The sequence below is a fragment of the Alkalihalophilus pseudofirmus genome, from assembly GCF_029094545.1.
Classification (GTDB): domain Bacteria; phylum Bacillota; class Bacilli; order Bacillales; family Bacillaceae_D; genus Alkalihalophilus; species Alkalihalophilus pseudofirmus.
The window spans coordinates 3477863-3494910 of record NZ_CP117835.1; the positions used below are offsets into that span (position 1 = coordinate 3477863).

The window sequence follows — 17048 nt, forward strand, 5'->3', positions numbered from 1 at the left end:
TTTATTTTACGCTTGCAAGTGTTGCTTCTGTTTCCACGATCGTCACATCTAAATAATCCATTAAATCAATATCATAATAATGTTTAATTCGCTGCCCATTTTCGTTAAATACGCGCACTACAGGGCGGGTGCTCATTTGTTTATTTTGTTTGACCACAATCGCCATACGCCCGTCACTTAATTTTACCGTGAGGCCGATTGGATAAATCGAAATGGTTTCACGAAACGTTTCAACAAGCTTTTTGTCGAAGATCTGGCCTGCCCCGGAATAAAGCAGTTCAAGCCCTTCATGAGGCAGCATCGGTTTTCTATAGACACGATGAGAAGTGACCGCATCAAATACATCGGCAATGCCAATAATTTTAGCATACTGATGAATGTGTTCGCCTCTTAACCCACGAGGATACCCGCTTCCATCTACCCGCTCGTGATGCTGCAGTGCACAGTGAGCAGCCAAAAGAGGAATATTTGGGACTCCCCGCAGCATATCATAGCCTGCCATCGCATGCGTCTTGATAATTTCATATTCATCATCATTTAATCGGCCTGGTTTATTTAAGACCTCAAGCGGAACAGACACTTTACCGACGTCATGCAGTAAGGCACCGACCCCGATTTCATTTAATTTCTTCGATGAATAACCGAGCTTCATCGCAAGACCTAACGTGTAGACCGTCACATTTAACGAATGGGTAAATATGTAGTTGTCATGCACATAAGCTTCCTGCAGCATTGCAAGCGCATCTTGATTTTCTTTAATATCTTTTAAAAGGGAATCAATAACTGATGTAAAGCTCTTGCTGAGATGGTCCAAATTAATCGTTTTGTTGAGCTTTGTTTCCACACTTATCGCTTTGAACTCTTCTTTAATCGTTTGAACCGCCTTGTGCCTAGTATCCTCACGAATCACTGATTCAATGACAACATCTTCTGTCATCTCATCTTCTATGTAGATATAATAGATCCCCATATCAACAAGACGGGCTTTTAGACGATCTGTCAGGGCAACTCCCCTAAAAAGTAAGATCTGGCCATTGTCATTGTAAATATCGCGGCCGAGCGTTGCTCCAGACTCTACATGCTTAACAGATACTAACCTCATAGTAGTTCACCTTGATTCTTGTGTATTTAACACGCAACTATAACAAAGTGTACCGCAAGCCTGCCTATTTGTGAACAACCTCTCTGTGACAAAAACAAAAAGCCCTTGATCGGCTGCTTTTTTCTCAGCGGCCGACTAGAGGGCTTTCTTCTATGAATCGTATTTCATTTTCAATAAAGCCTCTTTCCCTGTCGTTCCCACGGTAATTCCGAGCTCTTCGGCTTCAAGCGTTACTGACTCAAGAGGAGCCTCTAGCAGCTGTTCAATTGTTCGCACACCTACTGCCCTGCCCGCTACGATTTTACGTTCTTTCAGCTTAGCGTTTAACAACCCGACATCAAGCGCTCCGCACATAATATAGCCGACATCATTTGTGACAGCCATAAAATTGGTTTTCGGCAGCTTTAAAGTGACCGCTATAAACGTCTCGCCTTCGATAGTAATAGGTGTCATTTCAAGCATTTTACTCCACTCCTTTTTCAAATCCAGTCATCCGTTTTCCTTATTACGATATGACCTTTCAAAGGAATGGGTGAGCATCAGTTATGCCCAAATTTGTCCTAGCTTCCAACTAAGAACGTCCCGCAAAAGCTCTGGCATATAGTAGGTTTTCTTTTTTGCATCTGCAATGGCCGGATAGAGGTGGCCAAACGTATACATATCAAGCGTTGCAATCGTATAGGTTTGGTTAAGATCAAGCGGCTTGCCTAAAATAAGGACCTCAGTCACTTGTTCATACTTATCAAGCTCCACTTCAATCCCAGTAAAAATCATCCGTCCTAATACTTTGCCTCGAAAGCCAAATCCCTTTAAAGCCAATGTCCTCATCTCTGTACTAAAAGAACGGATAATGGTGCTTCTAAGGGCTGCTCCTGTTAATTCCACAACACAGGGATTAATCGGATGCGGACACGATCTATGGACATCCTGCATCGTTACAGGACCTTCTGTAAAGGTTTCAAGAAGAACGCCTGCATTCATCATTCCAATCTCTTCTTTGCACCATTCAGTCAACGCATCACAAAGGATTTGCGAGGCCTCTGATTCTTCCTGCCATGAAACAGGCAACACTCTAGGAAGATTAGCAATATGTTTGGCTAAGGCTGTTTCTGAGTCTTGATTTAATCGATCCAACAAAGCAAGCGTCGCATCATCTTCTTCCACTAATGAATCCGGATCAATCAATTCAGCCTCATCGGCTGCGACGGTTTTTGTTTTAAGATCGACATCAATCGTTACTTTTCCAAGATACGCACCGTGCTTGCCAGCTTGTGCAATTAACGTGCCGTAACGTCGTTTCCCTTTTTCAAGAACATGATGAGTATGTGCCCCTAAGATCACATCAATTCCTTCAACTACTTCAGCCAGTTCCTCATCACGAAACAAGCCTAAGTGCGATAAGACAATGACAACATCTACCTTGTCTCTTACTTCCTCTACACACTGTTTAATCGCCTCAATCGGAGGAGTGATTTTCCAGTCCAGCTGATGATAAAATTGCTTAAAAGGAGCTGTAGCCCCGATCAAAGCAATTTTCACCCCATTTTTCGTTTGGTGAATGGCATAGGGCTTTGTCCAGCGCGGCCGCTTGCCTTCAGCAGTAAATAAATTGCTGATTAACACCTTAAATTGTGCATTCGTGTATAAAGAATCAAGCTCGTCATGTGAAAACGTGATCCCTTCATTATTACCGATGGTTGCATACTCGACCCCTGCCTCATTTAAAAGAGATACATTCCCAGCACCGCTTGTCGCTTCTGTAATTGGATGACTTCTATCTGCATGGTCGCCCAAATCGACATATAAACTGTTAGGATCCTTATGCTGCTTTATGTAGGCAACAAGTTTCGCCCATGTATCAAAACCGCTATGAATATCATTTGTATGATAAATCGTAATTCTCTCTACTGACATCGTTTCCTCCTCCCTATGCTCCTGTAACCCCTTGGTAAATCAATCGTATAGCGGCAATGATTAAAAAGATACGAAACGCTATTAACAACGCATTACTGGATAATCGTTTATTAATTGCAGCCCCAGCTATTCCCCCAAGATACGCTCCAGGAATTAACGCAAGAGCATACAGCCAGTTCACATTACCAAGTACAATATGTGAAACCGAGCTTGTTATCGCTGAGAGCAAAATCATAAACATCGACGTAGCCACTGCCATATGAGGCGGAAAATGAAATAACATAATCATTGCCGGCACCATTAACGAACCGCCGCCAATACCGAAAAGGCCCGATAACATACCAACAACAAACGAAATCGAGATCGCAACAGCCGGCCGGTAACCATATTCAAATGACTCACCAAGATCGTTTACATATGTACGCTTAACCCCTTTTTCAGATAACGGGATCGGCTTTAAATATGGCCTTATGATTAATACAATCGCCACCACAATCATAAATAAGCCAAAATAAATTAAAAATGGCTCCACTTCAAGGTAACGGTTTAACCACACCCCAACAAGTGCACCCGGTCCGCTTCCAAGAAAAAAGAGCAGGCCGCTCTTATAATCAACTTTCTTCTGTTTAATATACGCAAGAGTTGATGATAAGCCTGTAAAAATCATGATTAACAGCGAGGTTCCAACCGCTACTTGCGGTGTGACTCCTGCTAATATACCGACTGTGGAACTTAATAATAATAAGGCCGGCACGACAATAATTCCCCCGCCAAGCCCGAGTAAGCTTCCAAATGTGCCTGCAACCAGCCCAACAATAACGAGCAATATCCACTCCATAAAAGGAACCTTCCTTTATTTCTGTCTTTAATTAATTTTACTATATTATTCCGAAAATAAGTCCAATTGTCTAGGGGCAAGGCCTGTGTATTCAATATCAAGCATCGAGATCATCTCTTGTGCATTTCCTGCAGCATCGCCGCCTGAATTATTATTGAAGATCATATAGATCGTCTTCGATTCTTTTTCGAGCTGGGAGAGATTCTTTTGCCATTCTTTTAACTCGTGTTCCTTATACTGATACAAGTACCGAACATCACGCCACTTTCCGTTGCCTGGATCATTCCAGCCATGACGGTTGCGGCCGTGCATGCGAATTAATGTCGCTTCTTTATTTGTCGCCTGCAAAACAGCAGGGATAGAGCCTACGCCTGCCTGCGGCTCATCACAGATGCTGTGAATCCAATTTTCTTCTTTCATAAAGGAAAGAGTTCTCTCTTTCATATCTGAGGTGAACCATGTCTGATTCCGAAATTCGAGTGCACATGGAATATCCTTTAGCTGCTCTTTTACATAACGTAAATACGCCACATGCTCTTTCTTACAATCAAACCAAGGAGGAAACTGACATAGAACCATCGCCAGCTTCCCTGCTTTTTGAAGCGGCTCAAGCGAGGCTCTAAAGGCCGCAAACATTTCTTCTCTCGATTCAAACGGATCTGAGCTTTTCTGATGACCTGTCATGCCTTGATAGGCTTTTACGACAAATTTAAAAGAAGACGGCGTCACTCTCGCCCATTTCTCCATGTTGCGAAGCGGCTGAACAGCATAAAAAGAAGAGTCTAATTCAACGACAGGAAAGAAACTAGCATACGTTTCAAGCTTTTGGTTGCTAGGGGTCCCCTCATATAAGTCATCATGGTCTCCCCAGCCAGCTAATCCAATGTAGATCAATGAACTCACCTTCCTTTTTAAGAAGATCGATATGGGTGCTGCGAGCTGTGTGACGGGTTCTAGCGCGAGGCGATTGCGTCGGTTCAGGCAGTAATTGCGCCGGTATATAGGTTATATGCGCCGGTCGAAACAATAATTGTATTCGTCTCGCTGTCAATTGCGTCACTTCAGTTTAATTGCGTCGCTCTGCCGGAGAATCGCGCCTATTCAGCTTGTTAGTGCGTCGGTTCACCGCATAATTGCGCCGGTTGCCTGTCGGCTGCCCCGCGTGTCCCGCAAACCCTTGCCATATATGTAGAAAAGAAAAGCGAATCCATGATGGATTCGCTTTTCACAACGTGCATAGCACGTATCATTCATTATCCAATCCTTAACCGATTGAACCTTCCATCTCGAACTTGATCAGACGGTTCATTTCAACGGCATATTCCATTGGAAGTTCTTTTGTAAATGGCTCGATGAAGCCCATTACGATCATTTCTGTTGCTTCTTGCTCAGAAATACCGCGGCTCATCAAGTAGAAGAGTTGATCTTCAGATACCTTTGATACCGTAGCTTCATGCTCAAGTGTGATGTTGTTATTTAAGATCTCATTGTATGGAATCGTATCAGAAGTTGATTCGTTATCCATGATAAGCGTATCACACTCGATTTTTGATTTAGACCCTTCAGAGCGGCGTCCGAAGTGACAGATACCACGGTACGTTACTTTACCGCCGTGTTTAGAGATTGATTTTGAAACGATTGTTGATGAACAGTTTGGCGCTAAGTGGTGAACTTTTGCACCCGCATCTTGGTGTTGTCCTTTACCCGCAATAGCGATTGAAAGGATCGTACCTTTTGCACCTTCACCGCGCATTACAACAGCTGGATACTTCATCGTTAATTTAGAACCGATGTTACCATCAACCCATTCCATTGTTGCACCAGCATCTGCTACCGCACGCTTAGTTACTAGGTTGAAGATGTTAGGCGCCCAGTTTTGGATCGTTGTGTAACGGCAGTATGCGTTCTTTTTAACGATGATTTCAACAACCGCACTATGAAGTGAGTTTGTTGAGTAAACAGGTGCTGTACAACCTTCAACATAGTGTACAGAGCTGTCTTCATCAGCAATGATCAACGTACGCTCGAATTGACCCATGTTCTCTGAGTTGATACGGAAGTACGCTTGAAGAGGCGTATCCGTTTTAACACCTTTTGGCACGTAGATAAATGAACCACCAGACCATACAGCAGAGTTTAATGCTGCAAATTTGTTATCAGATGGAGGGATAATTGTACCGAAGTGCTCTTTAAAGATCTCTTCGTGTTCACGAAGTGCTGTATCTGTATCTGTGAAAAGAATACCTAGCTCAGTTAAATCTTCTTTCATGTTGTGGTAAACAACTTCAGATTCATACTGTGCAGATACACCTGCAAGATATTTTTGCTCAGCTTCTGGAATTCCAAGCTTATCAAATGTGTTTTTGATTTCTTCAGGAACTTCATCCCAAGATTTCTCAGACTTCTCAGACGGCTTTACGTAGTACGTAATTTCGTCAAAGTTAAGTTCAGATAAATCTCCGCCCCACTGAGGCATAGGCATTTTATAGAATTGTTCTAATGACTTCAAACGGAAATCAAGCATCCATTGCGGCTCTTTTTTCATACGTGAAATTTCTTCTACGATCTCACGAGTTAAACCACGCTTTGAACGGAAGATGGATACGTCACGATCCGAGAACCCGTATTTGTATTCACCGATATCAGGCATTTTTTTAGCCATGTCGGAAACCCTCCTTAGATAGTTGCTTACCCCTTTTTGCAAAAGGCTAAGCCGTTATTCTTTTTCGTTTAGGCCCTTCTCCATTGCTTTCCATGCAAGAGTTGCACATTTAATTCGCGCTGGGAACTTTGAAACCCCTTGAAGAGCTTCAATATCACCTAAATCAAAACGATCTTCATCGTATTCTTTGCCAAGCATCATGTTTGAGAAAATCTCAGACATTGCGATGGCTTCTTCTGCTGTTAATCCTTTAACAGCTTGAGTCATCATCGATGCAGAAGCAAGGCTGATTGAACAGCCCTCTCCTACAAACTTCGCTTCAGAAATACGATCGTCCTCTAACTTCATTTGAATCTGTATACGATCTCCACATGTCGGGTTGTTCATGTTGACTGTCAGTGTGTCACCATCAAACTCACCACGGTTACGCGGGTTTTTATAATGATCCATAATCACCTGACGATACAAGGTATCAAGGTTATTAAAAGACATCTCCGAAGTACTCCTTTGTTTTTACTAAGCTCTCTGCAAGGGTATCAATATCTTCTTTTGTATTGTAAATATAGAAGCTTGCACGAGCCGTTGCAGTTACATCCAGCCATTTCATAAGCGGCTGAGCACAGTGATGACCTGCGCGAACAGCAATTCCTTCCGCATCTAGAACAGTTGCAACATCATGCGGGTGTACATCATCTAAATTAAAAGTAACAAGTCCTGCACGATGTTTTGGTCCATAAATAGTCATGCCATCTACTTCTGACAAGCGCTCAAGTGCGTACTCTGCTAGTTCATGTTCATGCTTTTCTATTTCATCAAGACCGATCTCAGTTAGAAAATCAATCGCAGCACCGAGGCCGATCGCTCCTGCAATAATCGGAGTCCCGCCTTCAAACTTCCAAGGCAGCTCTTTCCAAGTTGATTCTTGCAGTCCAACGAAGTCGATCATTTCTCCGCCAAATTCAATCGGTTCCATATTGTTTAAAAGCTCTTTTTTACCATACAATGCTCCAATTCCAGTCGGTGCACCCATCTTGTGACCAGAAAATGCAAAGAAGTCACAGTCAAAATCACGCACATCAACTTTCATATGAGGAGCACTTTGCGCCCCGTCAACAACCATAATAGCCCCGTTGCGATGGGCAATCTCAGCAATTTCTTTTACTGGATTGATCGTTCCAAGTACGTTTGATACTTGCATGATCGATACTATTTTTGTTTTCTCGCTGATCGTTTCCTCTACATCTTTAAGATCAATGGTTCCGTCAGCTTGAAGAGGTAAATACGTTAACGTAGCACCTGTTGCACGAGCCACTTGCTGCCACGGTATGATGTTGCTGTGATGCTCCATCGGGGTAATGATAATTTCATCTCCAGCCGATAAATTGCTTCTCGCATAACTTCCGGCAACAAGGTTCAGAGCTGTTGTTGTTCCTCTAGTAAAGATAATTTCTTCAGCGGAGGAAGCATTAATAAACGAACGAACCTTCTCACGTGCTCCTTCATATTCATCTGTCGCCATCGTACCTAGTGTATGCACACCACGGTGTACATTAGAATTATAACGACGATAATAATCATCAAGCTTTTCAATGACAGACAACGGCTTTTGAGAAGTTGCTGCACTGTCAAGGTACACGAGAGGGTGGCCGTTTACGTTTTGGTCAAGAATCGGAAATTGCTTCTTGATCTCAGCTACATTCATTACAGAACTTTCCTTTCAATTGCTTCACGCAATTGCTCTTTCACTGACTCGATCGGCAGTTGTGACACAACAGGAGCTAAGAAACCGTGAATAACGAGTCTTTCTGCTTCCTTACGCGGAATACCGCGGCTCATTAGATAGAACATTTGAAGCGGATCAATACGGCCTACAGAAGCTGCGTGACCTGCCGTTACATCATCTTCATCAATTAGAAGAATTGGGTTGGCATCTCCACGAGCTTTTTCACTTAGCATAAGAACGCGCTCAGTCTGTTCACCGTTTGATTTTGTTGCACCATGCTCAATCTTCGTAATACCGTTAAAGATTGCTGTTGCAGCATCACGCATAACACCATGCTTTAAGATATATCCTTCAGAATGCTTTCCGTGATGGAAGATCTGTGTTGTAAAGTTTTGTTTTTGGCTGCCGCGACCGATTGTTACAGTCTTAGTGTCAGCCCAAGAACCGTCGCCTACAAGATGAGTCGTGTTCTCTGATACGGTATTTCCGTCGTTCATTTGACCAAGTGCCCACTCAAGACGAGCATCGCGCTCAACGTGTCCACGACGTACTACATAGGTTGTTACATTGCTTGAAAGATTATCAACTGCACCGAACGCTACTTTTGCGCCTTGTGCTGCATAAACCTCTGCCACAATATTAGCTACCGCCTCATCTTCTGATAACGAAACATAGTTTTCAACGTATGTTACTGAACTATTCTCTTCTGCTACGACGATGACGTGGTTGTATAAACCAGCATCCTTTGCACCAAATGCATATACAGCTTGAAGCGGTACTTCTACATCTACATTACGAGGCACATAGATGAACGTACCGCCGTTTAATAATGCAGCGTGAAGAGCTGTTAGACGGTTTTCATCCATTTGAACAGCTTCACCGAAAAGATATTTCTTCACTAGATCTTCATGCTTTTCTACTGCAGTAGCAAGATCTGTGAAAATAACGCCTTTATCTGTCAGCTCTTTTGAGACCTTCGTATAAACCGTAGAACCGTCTTGCTGTGCTAGAAGGTTATCTACTTTATCTTCATCGCCAACCAGGTTACGGATTCCTTCAGCAAGTGCTGCTACATTGTCCGCTGCTTTTACTTCAGCAAGATTGTAGTTAGCTGCTGTGAAGTTCCATTTATCGATTTTTGTTTTATCAGGTTTAGGGAGCTCAAGCGTATCGAATAGCTCTGCTCCTTTTAAACGGATGTCTTTAAGCCATGCCGGCTCATTGCGTCCATCCGAGAATGCTTGAATCTGTTCTTTGTCGAACGTTACTTTTGTCTCGATTGACATACATACCCACCCTTTACTGTTGATTCGCTCATTTGCTTCTTTTCTTGCTGTGCTTATCATGCACTGCAGATAAAACTAGACTGACTTAAGCTTCTTGGTTTACGCGCTCGTCTTCAATGCCAAGTTCTTCTTTAATCCAGTCGTAACCTTCTGCCTCAAGACGTTCAGCTAATTCAGAACCACCAGATTTCACGATACGGCCTTGCATCATAACGTGTACTTTATCAGGCTTGATGTAGTCAAGAAGACGTTGGTAGTGAGTGATGATTAGACATCCAAACTCAGAACCACGCATTGCATTAACACCTTTTGATACGACTTTAAGTGCATCGATATCTAGACCTGAATCGATCTCATCAAGGATTGCAAGCTTAGGCTCAAGCATCATTAATTGAAGAATCTCGTTACGCTTCTTCTCACCGCCAGAGAATCCTTCATTTAAGTAACGCTGTGCAAACTGTTGATCCATTTCAAGAAGATCCATTTTCTCATCTAATTTACGGATGAATTTCATTAGAGAAATCTCATCACCTTCTTCGCGGCCTGCATTAATAGCAGAACGTAAGAAGTCCGCGTTTGTAATTCCGCTGATCTCAGATGGATATTGCATCGCTAGGAATAGACCTGCTTGTGCACGCTCGTCTACATCCATTTCAAGCACATCTTCACCGTTCATTGTTACAGAACCGCTTGTGATTTCATATTTCGGATGACCCATGATTGCAGAAGCTAAAGTTGATTTACCTGTACCATTTGGTCCCATGATTGCGTGGATTTCTCCACCGTTAATTTCAATACTGAAGTCTTTAAGAATTTCCTTTCCTTCAATTGAAACGTGTAAGTTCTCGATTTTTAAGAATGGTGCTGACATCTTTATGACCTCCAATTTATCTTGCTTATAACAAGCAGTGTGATTTCGATGATTAAATCGAATTATTCTCAATCTATTCTCATTACAATCTTATAACAAATCCAACATAAGTTCAAGGTAACGAGACTAGTATGTACAATTGCGTTTCACGCAACATTCTTCATTATAATATAGATTGGTTCATACACAAAGGGAGCGGCGCCAGTTATGGGCCACTCCCTTATGTCATTTTATTCTATCCTAACAGAACTTATAGATGGTGTTGATTGAATTCCCTTACCATTTCATTGCAGCGTTTGTATTCTTTATCACGAGCTCTCTCAATTTCCATTCTTTTATCGAGGCTTCGGTTGTATTCCTCATAACCTACTCCATGTGCAGAATGCATTGCCTTTTCCATATCACTCGTATACGCAGCGTCTAATGACTGGATAATGAATCAATCCCTTCTCTTTTGATACATGTATCTTAACATGAACGCTTTAATTGACCAAAGCGCAAAAAAGAGGCTGAGGTTCCTTTACAGGTTATCAGATCACCTATGCCATTGTCAGAAAACTTACCAACACGATAACTCTTATTTCCACCGTTTTTCGACTTGACCCAATATTTGAAAAATTTACTGCTGCATCTGACTGCCTTTGCCGCTAAGGTCGGTCATTGCTTCTTGGACAAGAGTGACAGCCTGGCTCATCGCTGCCCCGCCGCCGAATGCTGCTGTAACGCCCACTGCTTCTAAAATTTCATCTTCAGTACAGCCTTGGTCGAGGCATCCTTTTGTATGATAAATAATACAATACTCATCTTGTGAAAATACACTAATACCAAGTGCGATCATTTGCTTTTCTTTTTGAGAAAGCTTGCCTTTTGCAAAACATGCTTCTGTGAACGCATTATATTTCTTAGCAATATCAGGCATCTTCTCTGTGAAGTGTCCTAACCCTTCTTTATATTCAAGTAGTGCCATCTCAACTGCACTTTGGTTCTGCTGTTGCTGCTGTTCCATCATTCATCCCTCCTAAAGTTGAATCCACTTCAAAGGTAGTATTCGATTTCAGGAATTCATTTATACAAAAAAAGAACGCCATTTAGGCGCTCTTTATCTGTTTTTCATCTTATTCTTCAGTTAAAGGAATAACAGCTCCATCATACTCTTCGTTGATGAAGTTTTGGATCTCTTCAGATTGAAGAACTTCTAAAAGCTTTTGTACTTCTGGACGCTCTTCATCTTCTGCACGAACAACGATCAGGTTAGGTTGAAGTACATCTTCTTCTTCAAATGCAATTCCGTATTGCTCAATATCTACTCCGCCCTCAAGAGCGTAGTTTGTGTTGATGACAACAGCATCACCCTCGCCGCTTTCAAATGAAGGAGCAAGCATACGAGCTTCTACTTGAGTTGAACCAAATTGTAAGTTCTTCGGATTAGATGAAATATCATCGATTGTTGCTAATTGACCTTCTTCAACATCTAGCTCAATTAAGCCTGCACGCTCAAAGATCGGCAGAATACGGCCGTGGTCACTGATTGAATCACTCATAATAATTGAGGCGCCTTCAGGAAGCTCATCAAGGCTTGAATATTCTTTAGAGTACACACCGATTGGTTCTGCATGGACTGCACCAACGCTGACAAAGTCATAGTCGTTCTCATCAATTTGCATTGCTAAATAACCAGGCGTTTGGAAATAGTTCACATCGATGTCGCCATCACGTAACGCTTGGTTTGGCAAGATGTAATCTTGGAAAACTTGGACTTGAAGGTCAATGCCTTCTTCAGCAAGCAATTCCTGTGCTGCTTCAAGGATTTCTGCATGCGGTACAGCAGAAGCACCGACTGTTAATGTCGTTGTTTCACCTTCAGCACCCTCACCAGCTTCGTTATCTGTTGTTTCTTCCTCTGCACCGCCGCATGCCACTAATGATACAGACAATGCTGCAGCTGCTACTACGCTTAAAAACTTTTTCATCTCTCTTTTCCCCCTACCGTTTATCTGTTTTATTTGTAAAATAATCACCAATCCACTGGATCACAAAAACGACCAATAGAATTGCGATTGTTGCTACCAAAGTAATCTCGCTGTTATTGCGCTGGAATCCTTCTAGGTACGCGAAATGGCCCAGACCGCCTGCACCAATGACCCCTGCCATCGCTGTATAGCTGACAAGTGCAATCGCTGTAACGGTGATTCCAGAAATAAGTGCTGGCAAGGATTCAGGAATTAAAACTTTCCGAATGATTGTCCAGTTGCTCGCTCCCATTGATTGTGACGCTTCAATAACCCCTTTATCGATCTCACGCAGGGCAATCTCCACCATACGCGCATAGAACGGGGCAGCTCCAATGATTAATGCAGGAAGCGCTGCATTTGCCCCAAGCATCGAACCTGTCAGGGCCCTTGTAAATGGAATTAATAAAACAATTAATATGATAAATGGGATTGATCTAAAAATATTAACGATAAAGCTTGCCACCACGTTAACAAGATAATTCTCCCATAGATTCCCTTTGGCTGTCAGATAAAGAACTAATCCTAAAATGAGGCCAAGTACAAATGTAGCAAAGACAGAAATAGACGTCATATAGAGCGTTTCAATCGTCGCATCCCATAAGCGGTCCCATTTCACATCAGCTAAAAATTGATCATTCATACGTGATCACCTCCACTTCCACTTTCTTGCTGCGGATAAAGGCAATCGCGCGCTCGACTTCATCAGTCTCTCCATGTAAAGCAACAAATAACGTCCCGTATGACCCTTCTTGGATCTTCGTGATCTTTCCTTGCACAATATTTACTTCAATATCAAATGAGCGAATCAGCTGCGTAATTAATGGGCTTTCCGCCTCTTCACCGACGAAGGTTAACTGAACAATTTTACCTTCAGGGTGATCTGCGAGTAATTGCTTAATCGCATCTGTCGTTTCTTCAGGCTCTGTAATTTGCTTAACAAATTCCTTCGTCATCTCTTCTTTTGGCTTACGGAATACTTCTAGCACCGGTCCCTGCTCAACTACTTTACCGGCTTCCATCACAGCCACTTGATGACAAATTTTACGAATGACGTGCATTTCATGTGTGATCAGCACGATCGTTAAGCCTAACTTTTGATTAATATCAACGAGCAAGTCCAAAATCGAATCTGTCGTCTTAGGATCTAGTGCGGATGTTGCTTCATCACATAACAGCACCTTAGGATTGTTAGCAAGCGCACGTGCAATACCGACACGCTGTTTTTGTCCGCCGCTCAATTGCGATGGATAGCTGTCTCCGCGTCCTTTAAGCCCTACTAGCTCAATTAACTCATTCACCCGTTGTTCACGTTTGGCTTTTGGCACACCTGCAATTTCAAGAGGAAACGCGATATTATCTCGCACCGTACGCGACCAAAGCAAATTAAAATGCTGGAAAATCATCCCGATTTCTTGACGGGCTTTTCTTAATTCTTTTGTTGAGAGTGCTGAAAGCTTTTTGCCAGCTACAACAACCTCTCCTTCTGTTGGACGCTCAAGCATATTTAACATACGAATTAACGTACTTTTACCTGCGCCGCTATATCCAATCACACCGAATATCTCCCCCTCGCCGATATTTAAATCAACGCCATCGACGGCATGAACGGTGCCATTCTTCGTTTCAAATCGTTTACGAATCGATCGAAGTGAAATCATTAATTACTCCCTACTTTCTCTATAAATCCCAAACCACGTTATAAGCTTTACTGAAGTTATTTAGTAAAGCATGAAAGGATGAGGATCTCCTAACTCTAACGTACGACAAACTCATACACAATAAAAAAGCCCTTCTGTTTATGATGAACAGAAAGGCGTAAATTCATTATCCCTTCTCTCATCTACCAAAGCTCATGCTTTGCAGGAATTAGCACCTTCTAGGTCAACATATGACTTAGTGGTTGCTGGGTTTCATCGGGCCAGTCCCTCCACCTCTCGCGATAAGAGATATAAAGTTGTTGTCGTTCGCTTTTACATGAATGCATCATAGCACGCGGGTTTTTTAGCTGTCAACGATTTTATGCCGAAACATTTGAAGAAGATATTTCCGTTGCTTTTTTCTCCCTAAATACTAGAAAAAAGTAGACCGAACCGATGAGATAAAGGCTTGCTGTGATCGTGAATACATACGCATACCCGTAGTAGGAACCATGAATCATTACAAGGGTAGTTGAAACAGGACCCATTACCGCCCAGCCAAGCTGGAACACCATCTGGCCCACTGAGTTAGCAAGACCTTTCATCGAGTCATCTACCTTCCGCATCATCAATGCCATCTGGATTGGATTCCCTGCATTCATTAATGCCTGCCTAAATAAGAAACCTATAACAGCAACCCACAATATTTCTGTGTAGGCAGTTAATAGAAGAAACGGCAAGGAGGACAGCTGCAAAATGACCACCGCTTTTACTTCACCCACTCTTCGCACGACACTTGGACCGATCATTAGCGCAATCGCCGTCATTGCCTGGCCTAAAGAGAGAATAATACCGACAACCGAATAACTTACATCAAAGCGGTCGGTAAAATAGAGATTCAGGTAAGGGATAACGAGACCAGATCCAAAGCCAATCAATAAGTTAGCTACAGCGAAAAGTCCGATCACTTTCAGACTGGAACGATGTGTCGTAAATAACTTCCCTAGAGAGCTTGCTCCTGTTTTCTCTTTGCGGACTTTTTGTTCCTCACGAATCTTTAAAATTGGAATTAACGCTATAAAAAATAATGCTGCCCCAAACAACAAGGTGATTCGTACACTTGTTAACATGGCGAGGCCAAATACATTATGAAATAAATCAGACATCGTCCCGCCTAATGTGTTTCCGATTACGTTTGCTACCATAATAAGAGCAAAGTTAAAGCTGAACAGGTGCACCCGTTCTTTTTCAGATGAATTTTCCGCAAGGAGTGGAATAGAAGATACTTGGATAAACGCCATAAAAAGTCCTGTCATAAAAGCAGTTGCTAATAGAAGTGTTTCAGCTGTCAGCACCCCTCTTAGTAAAAGACTGACGGCTGCAAAAACGGCTCCAAACAAGATGACTTTTTTTCGGCCGATCTTATCACTCAACAAGCCAGCAGGCAAAAGTGCAATCGCACTAGCCATAGCCTGCATCGCAATGACTCTGCCGTTGACTTGATCAACATAGCCTAACTCACGTATATAATAATTATAAATGACCATAAAAATCCCCATCCCAATATTAGCTAGGACAGAGGCTAAAAGAAACAAACGCACATTTCGATTATATGATTTAAGCTGCCTTGACCAGTCTCCCATAAGACGCGCCATATCGACCATCACCTTTTCATTATTTCGATCCCCTAAATATAATAGTCGATTTCACCCAAAATAAAAAGCCTTTCGTCAAAGTTTTCAGACGAAAAGCTTACATCATCTAACACCAGTTCTTCTAACACCAGCCCTCTTCACAGCTGTCTACATAGGAAGTCACTTGGTTAGGGTCGGTCTGTTCATATCTATATACTTTATCCTCTTCAAATATATATCCAGCACTCATAATATGCTGCAAGCCCGCTTCTGTTTCCGTTACTTGTCCGATGCGAGCATCATCCACATACAGGTTCATATGGCCGTTTTCATACTTTCCTTTTACCTTGCTTGTCACATCCACTTTTACTAAATCCATACCGCTTCCCCTCCAAATGTATGGTGTAGCTATAGTGTATGCCGCACGGTGTGTTCTACTCGAGGAAAAAGAAAGAGAAGGAGGCAGGTTCCTCCTTCTCTAAAATGATTAATCTTCGCTGATCATTTCTGCATACTCAGAATCGTTCATCAGCTTGTCCACTTCATTTGAATCCTTAAGCTCAACAACGATCATCCATGCTTTTTCATACGGTGATTCGTTTACAAATTCAGGGGAATCATCAAGCTCTTCGTTGATTTCAACGACTTTCCCGCTAATTGGTGCATATAGTTCAGAAACAGTCTTAACTGATTCTACACTACCGAAAGGCTCGTTTGCTTCGATGTCGTCTCCAACTTCAGGAAGCTCAACGAAAACGATATCTCCTAGTTCTGATTGAGCGAAGTCTGTAATTCCGATACGTACTTTATCGTCTTCAACTTTCACCCACTCATGCTCTTCTGAATACTTTAATTCCTTTGGTACATTTGCACTCATGTGATAATCCCTCCATCAATTTGGTACATACTCACTCTATTATACCTTTTTTGCCATATAAACTAAATGCTTAGTCGAAAGATTTTGTCTTAATGTGTCATGATCAACGTGATTTTGTATAGGATTATTTCCATGTTTGCTCAAATTGCTCTTCTTTAAAGCCTACCGTGACAAGATTGCCGTCCGTTGTAATCGGGCGCTTAATCAGCATGCCATCAGAAGCAAGCAGCTCAAGTTTCTCCTCATCACTCATATCTGCCAGCTTATCTTTTAAGCCAAGCTCACGATATTTTTGACCGCTTGTGTTAAAAAATTTCTTGAGCTCTAGGCCGCTTTTTTTATAAAAGGATTCAAGCTCTTCTTTAGAAGGAGGTGATTCAACAATATGTACTTCGTTTAATTCAACTCCATTTTCTTCGAGCCACTTCTTCGCTTTACGGCATGTCCCGCATTTCGGATAATGATAAAACGTTACTAACATAAAAAAACTCC

General features: G+C 42.2%; 19 protein-coding genes and 1 riboswitch. All 19 genes read right to left on the reverse strand.

The features are described from left to right. Position 1: 1 nt before the first annotated feature. The 19 genes from PQ478_RS18390 to PQ478_RS18475 all read right to left on the reverse strand — a co-directional run bounded on the left by PQ478_RS18390 (position 2) and on the right by PQ478_RS18475 (position 17037). Positions 2–1102, reverse strand: coding sequence for an HD-GYP domain-containing protein (locus tag PQ478_RS18390; RefSeq protein ID WP_289235101.1), 1101 nt, complete (start codon positions 1100–1102; stop codon positions 2–4). A 150-nt stretch (positions 1103–1252) separates the two neighbouring features. Beyond that, positions 1253–1564 (reverse strand): YunC family protein, encoded by a 312-nt coding sequence (locus tag PQ478_RS18395; RefSeq protein ID WP_012960340.1) that lies wholly within the window; start codon positions 1562–1564, stop codon positions 1253–1255. Between the two features lie 81 nt (positions 1565–1645). Then, a complete protein-coding gene (locus PQ478_RS18400) occupies positions 1646–3016 on the reverse strand; it encodes a bifunctional metallophosphatase/5'-nucleotidase (RefSeq protein ID WP_289235102.1) in 1371 nt (456 codons plus the stop codon). A 13-nt stretch (positions 3017–3029) separates the two neighbouring features. Then, positions 3030–3854: a sulfite exporter TauE/SafE family protein gene (locus PQ478_RS18405; protein WP_289235103.1), complete on the reverse strand. Its 825-nt coding sequence runs from the start codon at positions 3852–3854 to the stop codon at positions 3030–3032. Between the two features lie 45 nt (positions 3855–3899). After that, on the reverse strand, positions 3900–4748 hold the full coding sequence (locus PQ478_RS18410) for a DUF72 domain-containing protein (protein ID WP_012960343.1): 849 nt from the start codon (positions 4746–4748) through the stop codon (positions 3900–3902). A gap of 370 nt (positions 4749–5118) precedes the next feature. Beyond that, positions 5119–6516, reverse strand: a complete 1398-nt coding sequence (sufB, locus tag PQ478_RS18415) for a Fe-S cluster assembly protein SufB (RefSeq protein WP_012960344.1) — start codon at positions 6514–6516, stop codon at positions 5119–5121. Positions 6517–6570: 54 nt separating this feature from the next. Then, complete coding sequence (gene sufU / locus PQ478_RS18420) at positions 6571–7008, reverse strand: Fe-S cluster assembly sulfur transfer protein SufU (RefSeq protein WP_012960345.1); 438 nt, start codon at positions 7006–7008, stop codon at positions 6571–6573. Beyond that, complete coding sequence (locus PQ478_RS18425; protein ID WP_289235104.1) at positions 6998–8218, reverse strand: cysteine desulfurase; 1221 nt, start codon at positions 8216–8218, stop codon at positions 6998–7000. The genes sufU and PQ478_RS18425 overlap by 11 nt, the downstream gene beginning before the upstream one ends. Further along, positions 8218–9525, reverse strand: coding sequence for a Fe-S cluster assembly protein SufD (gene sufD, locus PQ478_RS18430; RefSeq protein ID WP_289235105.1), 1308 nt, complete (start codon positions 9523–9525; stop codon positions 8218–8220). Before sufD ends, PQ478_RS18425 begins: the two co-directional genes overlap by 1 nt. 85 nt (positions 9526–9610) lie before the next feature. Beyond that, positions 9611–10396, reverse strand: coding sequence for a Fe-S cluster assembly ATPase SufC (gene sufC, locus PQ478_RS18435; RefSeq protein WP_289235106.1), 786 nt, complete (start codon positions 10394–10396; stop codon positions 9611–9613). A gap of 250 nt (positions 10397–10646) precedes the next feature. After that, the gene (locus PQ478_RS22010; protein WP_180316873.1) at positions 10647–10796 is read right to left on the reverse strand and encodes a YuzK family famiily protein; all 150 of its coding nucleotides are present in this window, start codon (positions 10794–10796) and stop codon (positions 10647–10649) included. Between the two features lie 219 nt (positions 10797–11015). Beyond that, complete coding sequence (locus PQ478_RS18440) at positions 11016–11402, reverse strand: carboxymuconolactone decarboxylase family protein (RefSeq protein ID WP_012960349.1); 387 nt, start codon at positions 11400–11402, stop codon at positions 11016–11018. Positions 11403–11511: 109 nt separating this feature from the next. Beyond that, on the reverse strand, positions 11512–12366 hold the full coding sequence (locus tag PQ478_RS18445; protein ID WP_289235107.1) for a MetQ/NlpA family ABC transporter substrate-binding protein: 855 nt from the start codon (positions 12364–12366) through the stop codon (positions 11512–11514). A 13-nt stretch (positions 12367–12379) separates the two neighbouring features. Further along, on the reverse strand, positions 12380–13048 hold the full coding sequence (locus PQ478_RS18450; protein ID WP_289235108.1) for a methionine ABC transporter permease: 669 nt from the start codon (positions 13046–13048) through the stop codon (positions 12380–12382). Continuing rightward, positions 13041–14066 carry a methionine ABC transporter ATP-binding protein gene (locus tag PQ478_RS18455; RefSeq protein WP_289235109.1) on the reverse strand — a complete coding sequence of 342 codons (1026 nt, stop codon included), beginning with the start codon at positions 14064–14066 and terminating at the stop codon, positions 13041–13043. Before PQ478_RS18455 ends, PQ478_RS18450 begins: the two co-directional genes overlap by 8 nt. Before the next feature lie 175 nt (positions 14067–14241). After that, positions 14242–14354: riboswitch (SAM riboswitch) on the reverse strand. A gap of 71 nt (positions 14355–14425) precedes the next feature. Next, positions 14426–15700 (reverse strand): MFS transporter, encoded by a 1275-nt coding sequence (locus PQ478_RS18460; protein ID WP_075683849.1) that lies wholly within the window; start codon positions 15698–15700, stop codon positions 14426–14428. A gap of 121 nt (positions 15701–15821) precedes the next feature. Continuing rightward, the gene (locus tag PQ478_RS18465; RefSeq protein WP_289235110.1) at positions 15822–16058 is read right to left on the reverse strand and encodes a YusG family protein; all 237 of its coding nucleotides are present in this window, start codon (positions 16056–16058) and stop codon (positions 15822–15824) included. A 108-nt stretch (positions 16059–16166) separates the two neighbouring features. Continuing rightward, entirely contained in the window at positions 16167–16556 is a 390-nt protein-coding gene (gene gcvH, locus PQ478_RS18470; protein ID WP_289235111.1) for a glycine cleavage system protein GcvH, read from the reverse strand. 124 nt (positions 16557–16680) lie between these two features. Further along, positions 16681–17037 (reverse strand): arsenate reductase family protein, encoded by a 357-nt coding sequence (locus PQ478_RS18475; protein ID WP_012960355.1) that lies wholly within the window; start codon positions 17035–17037, stop codon positions 16681–16683. Positions 17038–17048 lie beyond the last annotated feature (11 nt).

What these genes read in the sequence shown, in the direction of transcription:
- PQ478_RS18390 (WP_289235101.1), bottom strand. Translation starts at nt 1,102, where the DNA reads ATGAGGTTAGTATCTGTTAAGCATGTAGAGTCTGGAGCAACGCTCGGC.
- PQ478_RS18395 (WP_012960340.1), bottom strand. Translation starts at nt 1,564, where the DNA reads ATGCTTGAAATGACACCTATTACTATCGAAGGCGAGACGTTTATAGCG.
- PQ478_RS18400 (WP_289235102.1), bottom strand. Translation starts at nt 3,016, where the DNA reads ATGTCAGTAGAGAGAATTACGATTTATCATACAAATGATATTCATAGC.
- PQ478_RS18405 (WP_289235103.1), bottom strand. Translation starts at nt 3,854, where the DNA reads ATGGAGTGGATATTGCTCGTTATTGTTGGGCTGGTTGCAGGCACATTT.
- sufB (WP_012960344.1), bottom strand. Translation starts at nt 6,516, where the DNA reads ATGGCTAAAAAAATGCCTGATATCGGTGAATACAAATACGGGTTCTCG.
- sufU (WP_012960345.1), bottom strand. Translation starts at nt 7,008, where the DNA reads ATGTCTTTTAATAACCTTGATACCTTGTATCGTCAGGTGATTATGGAT.
- PQ478_RS18425 (WP_289235104.1), bottom strand. Translation starts at nt 8,218, where the DNA reads ATGAATGTAGCTGAGATCAAGAAGCAATTTCCGATTCTTGACCAAAAC.
- sufD (WP_289235105.1), bottom strand. Translation starts at nt 9,525, where the DNA reads ATGTCAATCGAGACAAAAGTAACGTTCGACAAAGAACAGATTCAAGCA.
- sufC (WP_289235106.1), bottom strand. Translation starts at nt 10,396, where the DNA reads ATGTCAGCACCATTCTTAAAAATCGAGAACTTACACGTTTCAATTGAA.
- PQ478_RS22010 (WP_180316873.1), bottom strand. Translation starts at nt 10,796, where the DNA reads ATGGAAAAGGCAATGCATTCTGCACATGGAGTAGGTTATGAGGAATAC.
- PQ478_RS18440 (WP_012960349.1), bottom strand. Translation starts at nt 11,402, where the DNA reads ATGGAACAGCAGCAACAGCAGAACCAAAGTGCAGTTGAGATGGCACTA.
- PQ478_RS18445 (WP_289235107.1), bottom strand. Translation starts at nt 12,366, where the DNA reads ATGAAAAAGTTTTTAAGCGTAGTAGCAGCTGCAGCATTGTCTGTATCA.
- PQ478_RS18450 (WP_289235108.1), bottom strand. Translation starts at nt 13,048, where the DNA reads ATGAATGATCAATTTTTAGCTGATGTGAAATGGGACCGCTTATGGGAT.
- PQ478_RS18455 (WP_289235109.1), bottom strand. Translation starts at nt 14,066, where the DNA reads ATGATTTCACTTCGATCGATTCGTAAACGATTTGAAACGAAGAATGGC.
- PQ478_RS18460 (WP_075683849.1), bottom strand. Translation starts at nt 15,700, where the DNA reads ATGGCGCGTCTTATGGGAGACTGGTCAAGGCAGCTTAAATCATATAAT.
- PQ478_RS18465 (WP_289235110.1), bottom strand. Translation starts at nt 16,058, where the DNA reads ATGGATTTAGTAAAAGTGGATGTGACAAGCAAGGTAAAAGGAAAGTAT.
- gcvH (WP_289235111.1), bottom strand. Translation starts at nt 16,556, where the DNA reads ATGAGTGCAAATGTACCAAAGGAATTAAAGTATTCAGAAGAGCATGAG.
- PQ478_RS18475 (WP_012960355.1), bottom strand. Translation starts at nt 17,037, where the DNA reads ATGTTAGTAACGTTTTATCATTATCCGAAATGCGGGACATGCCGTAAA.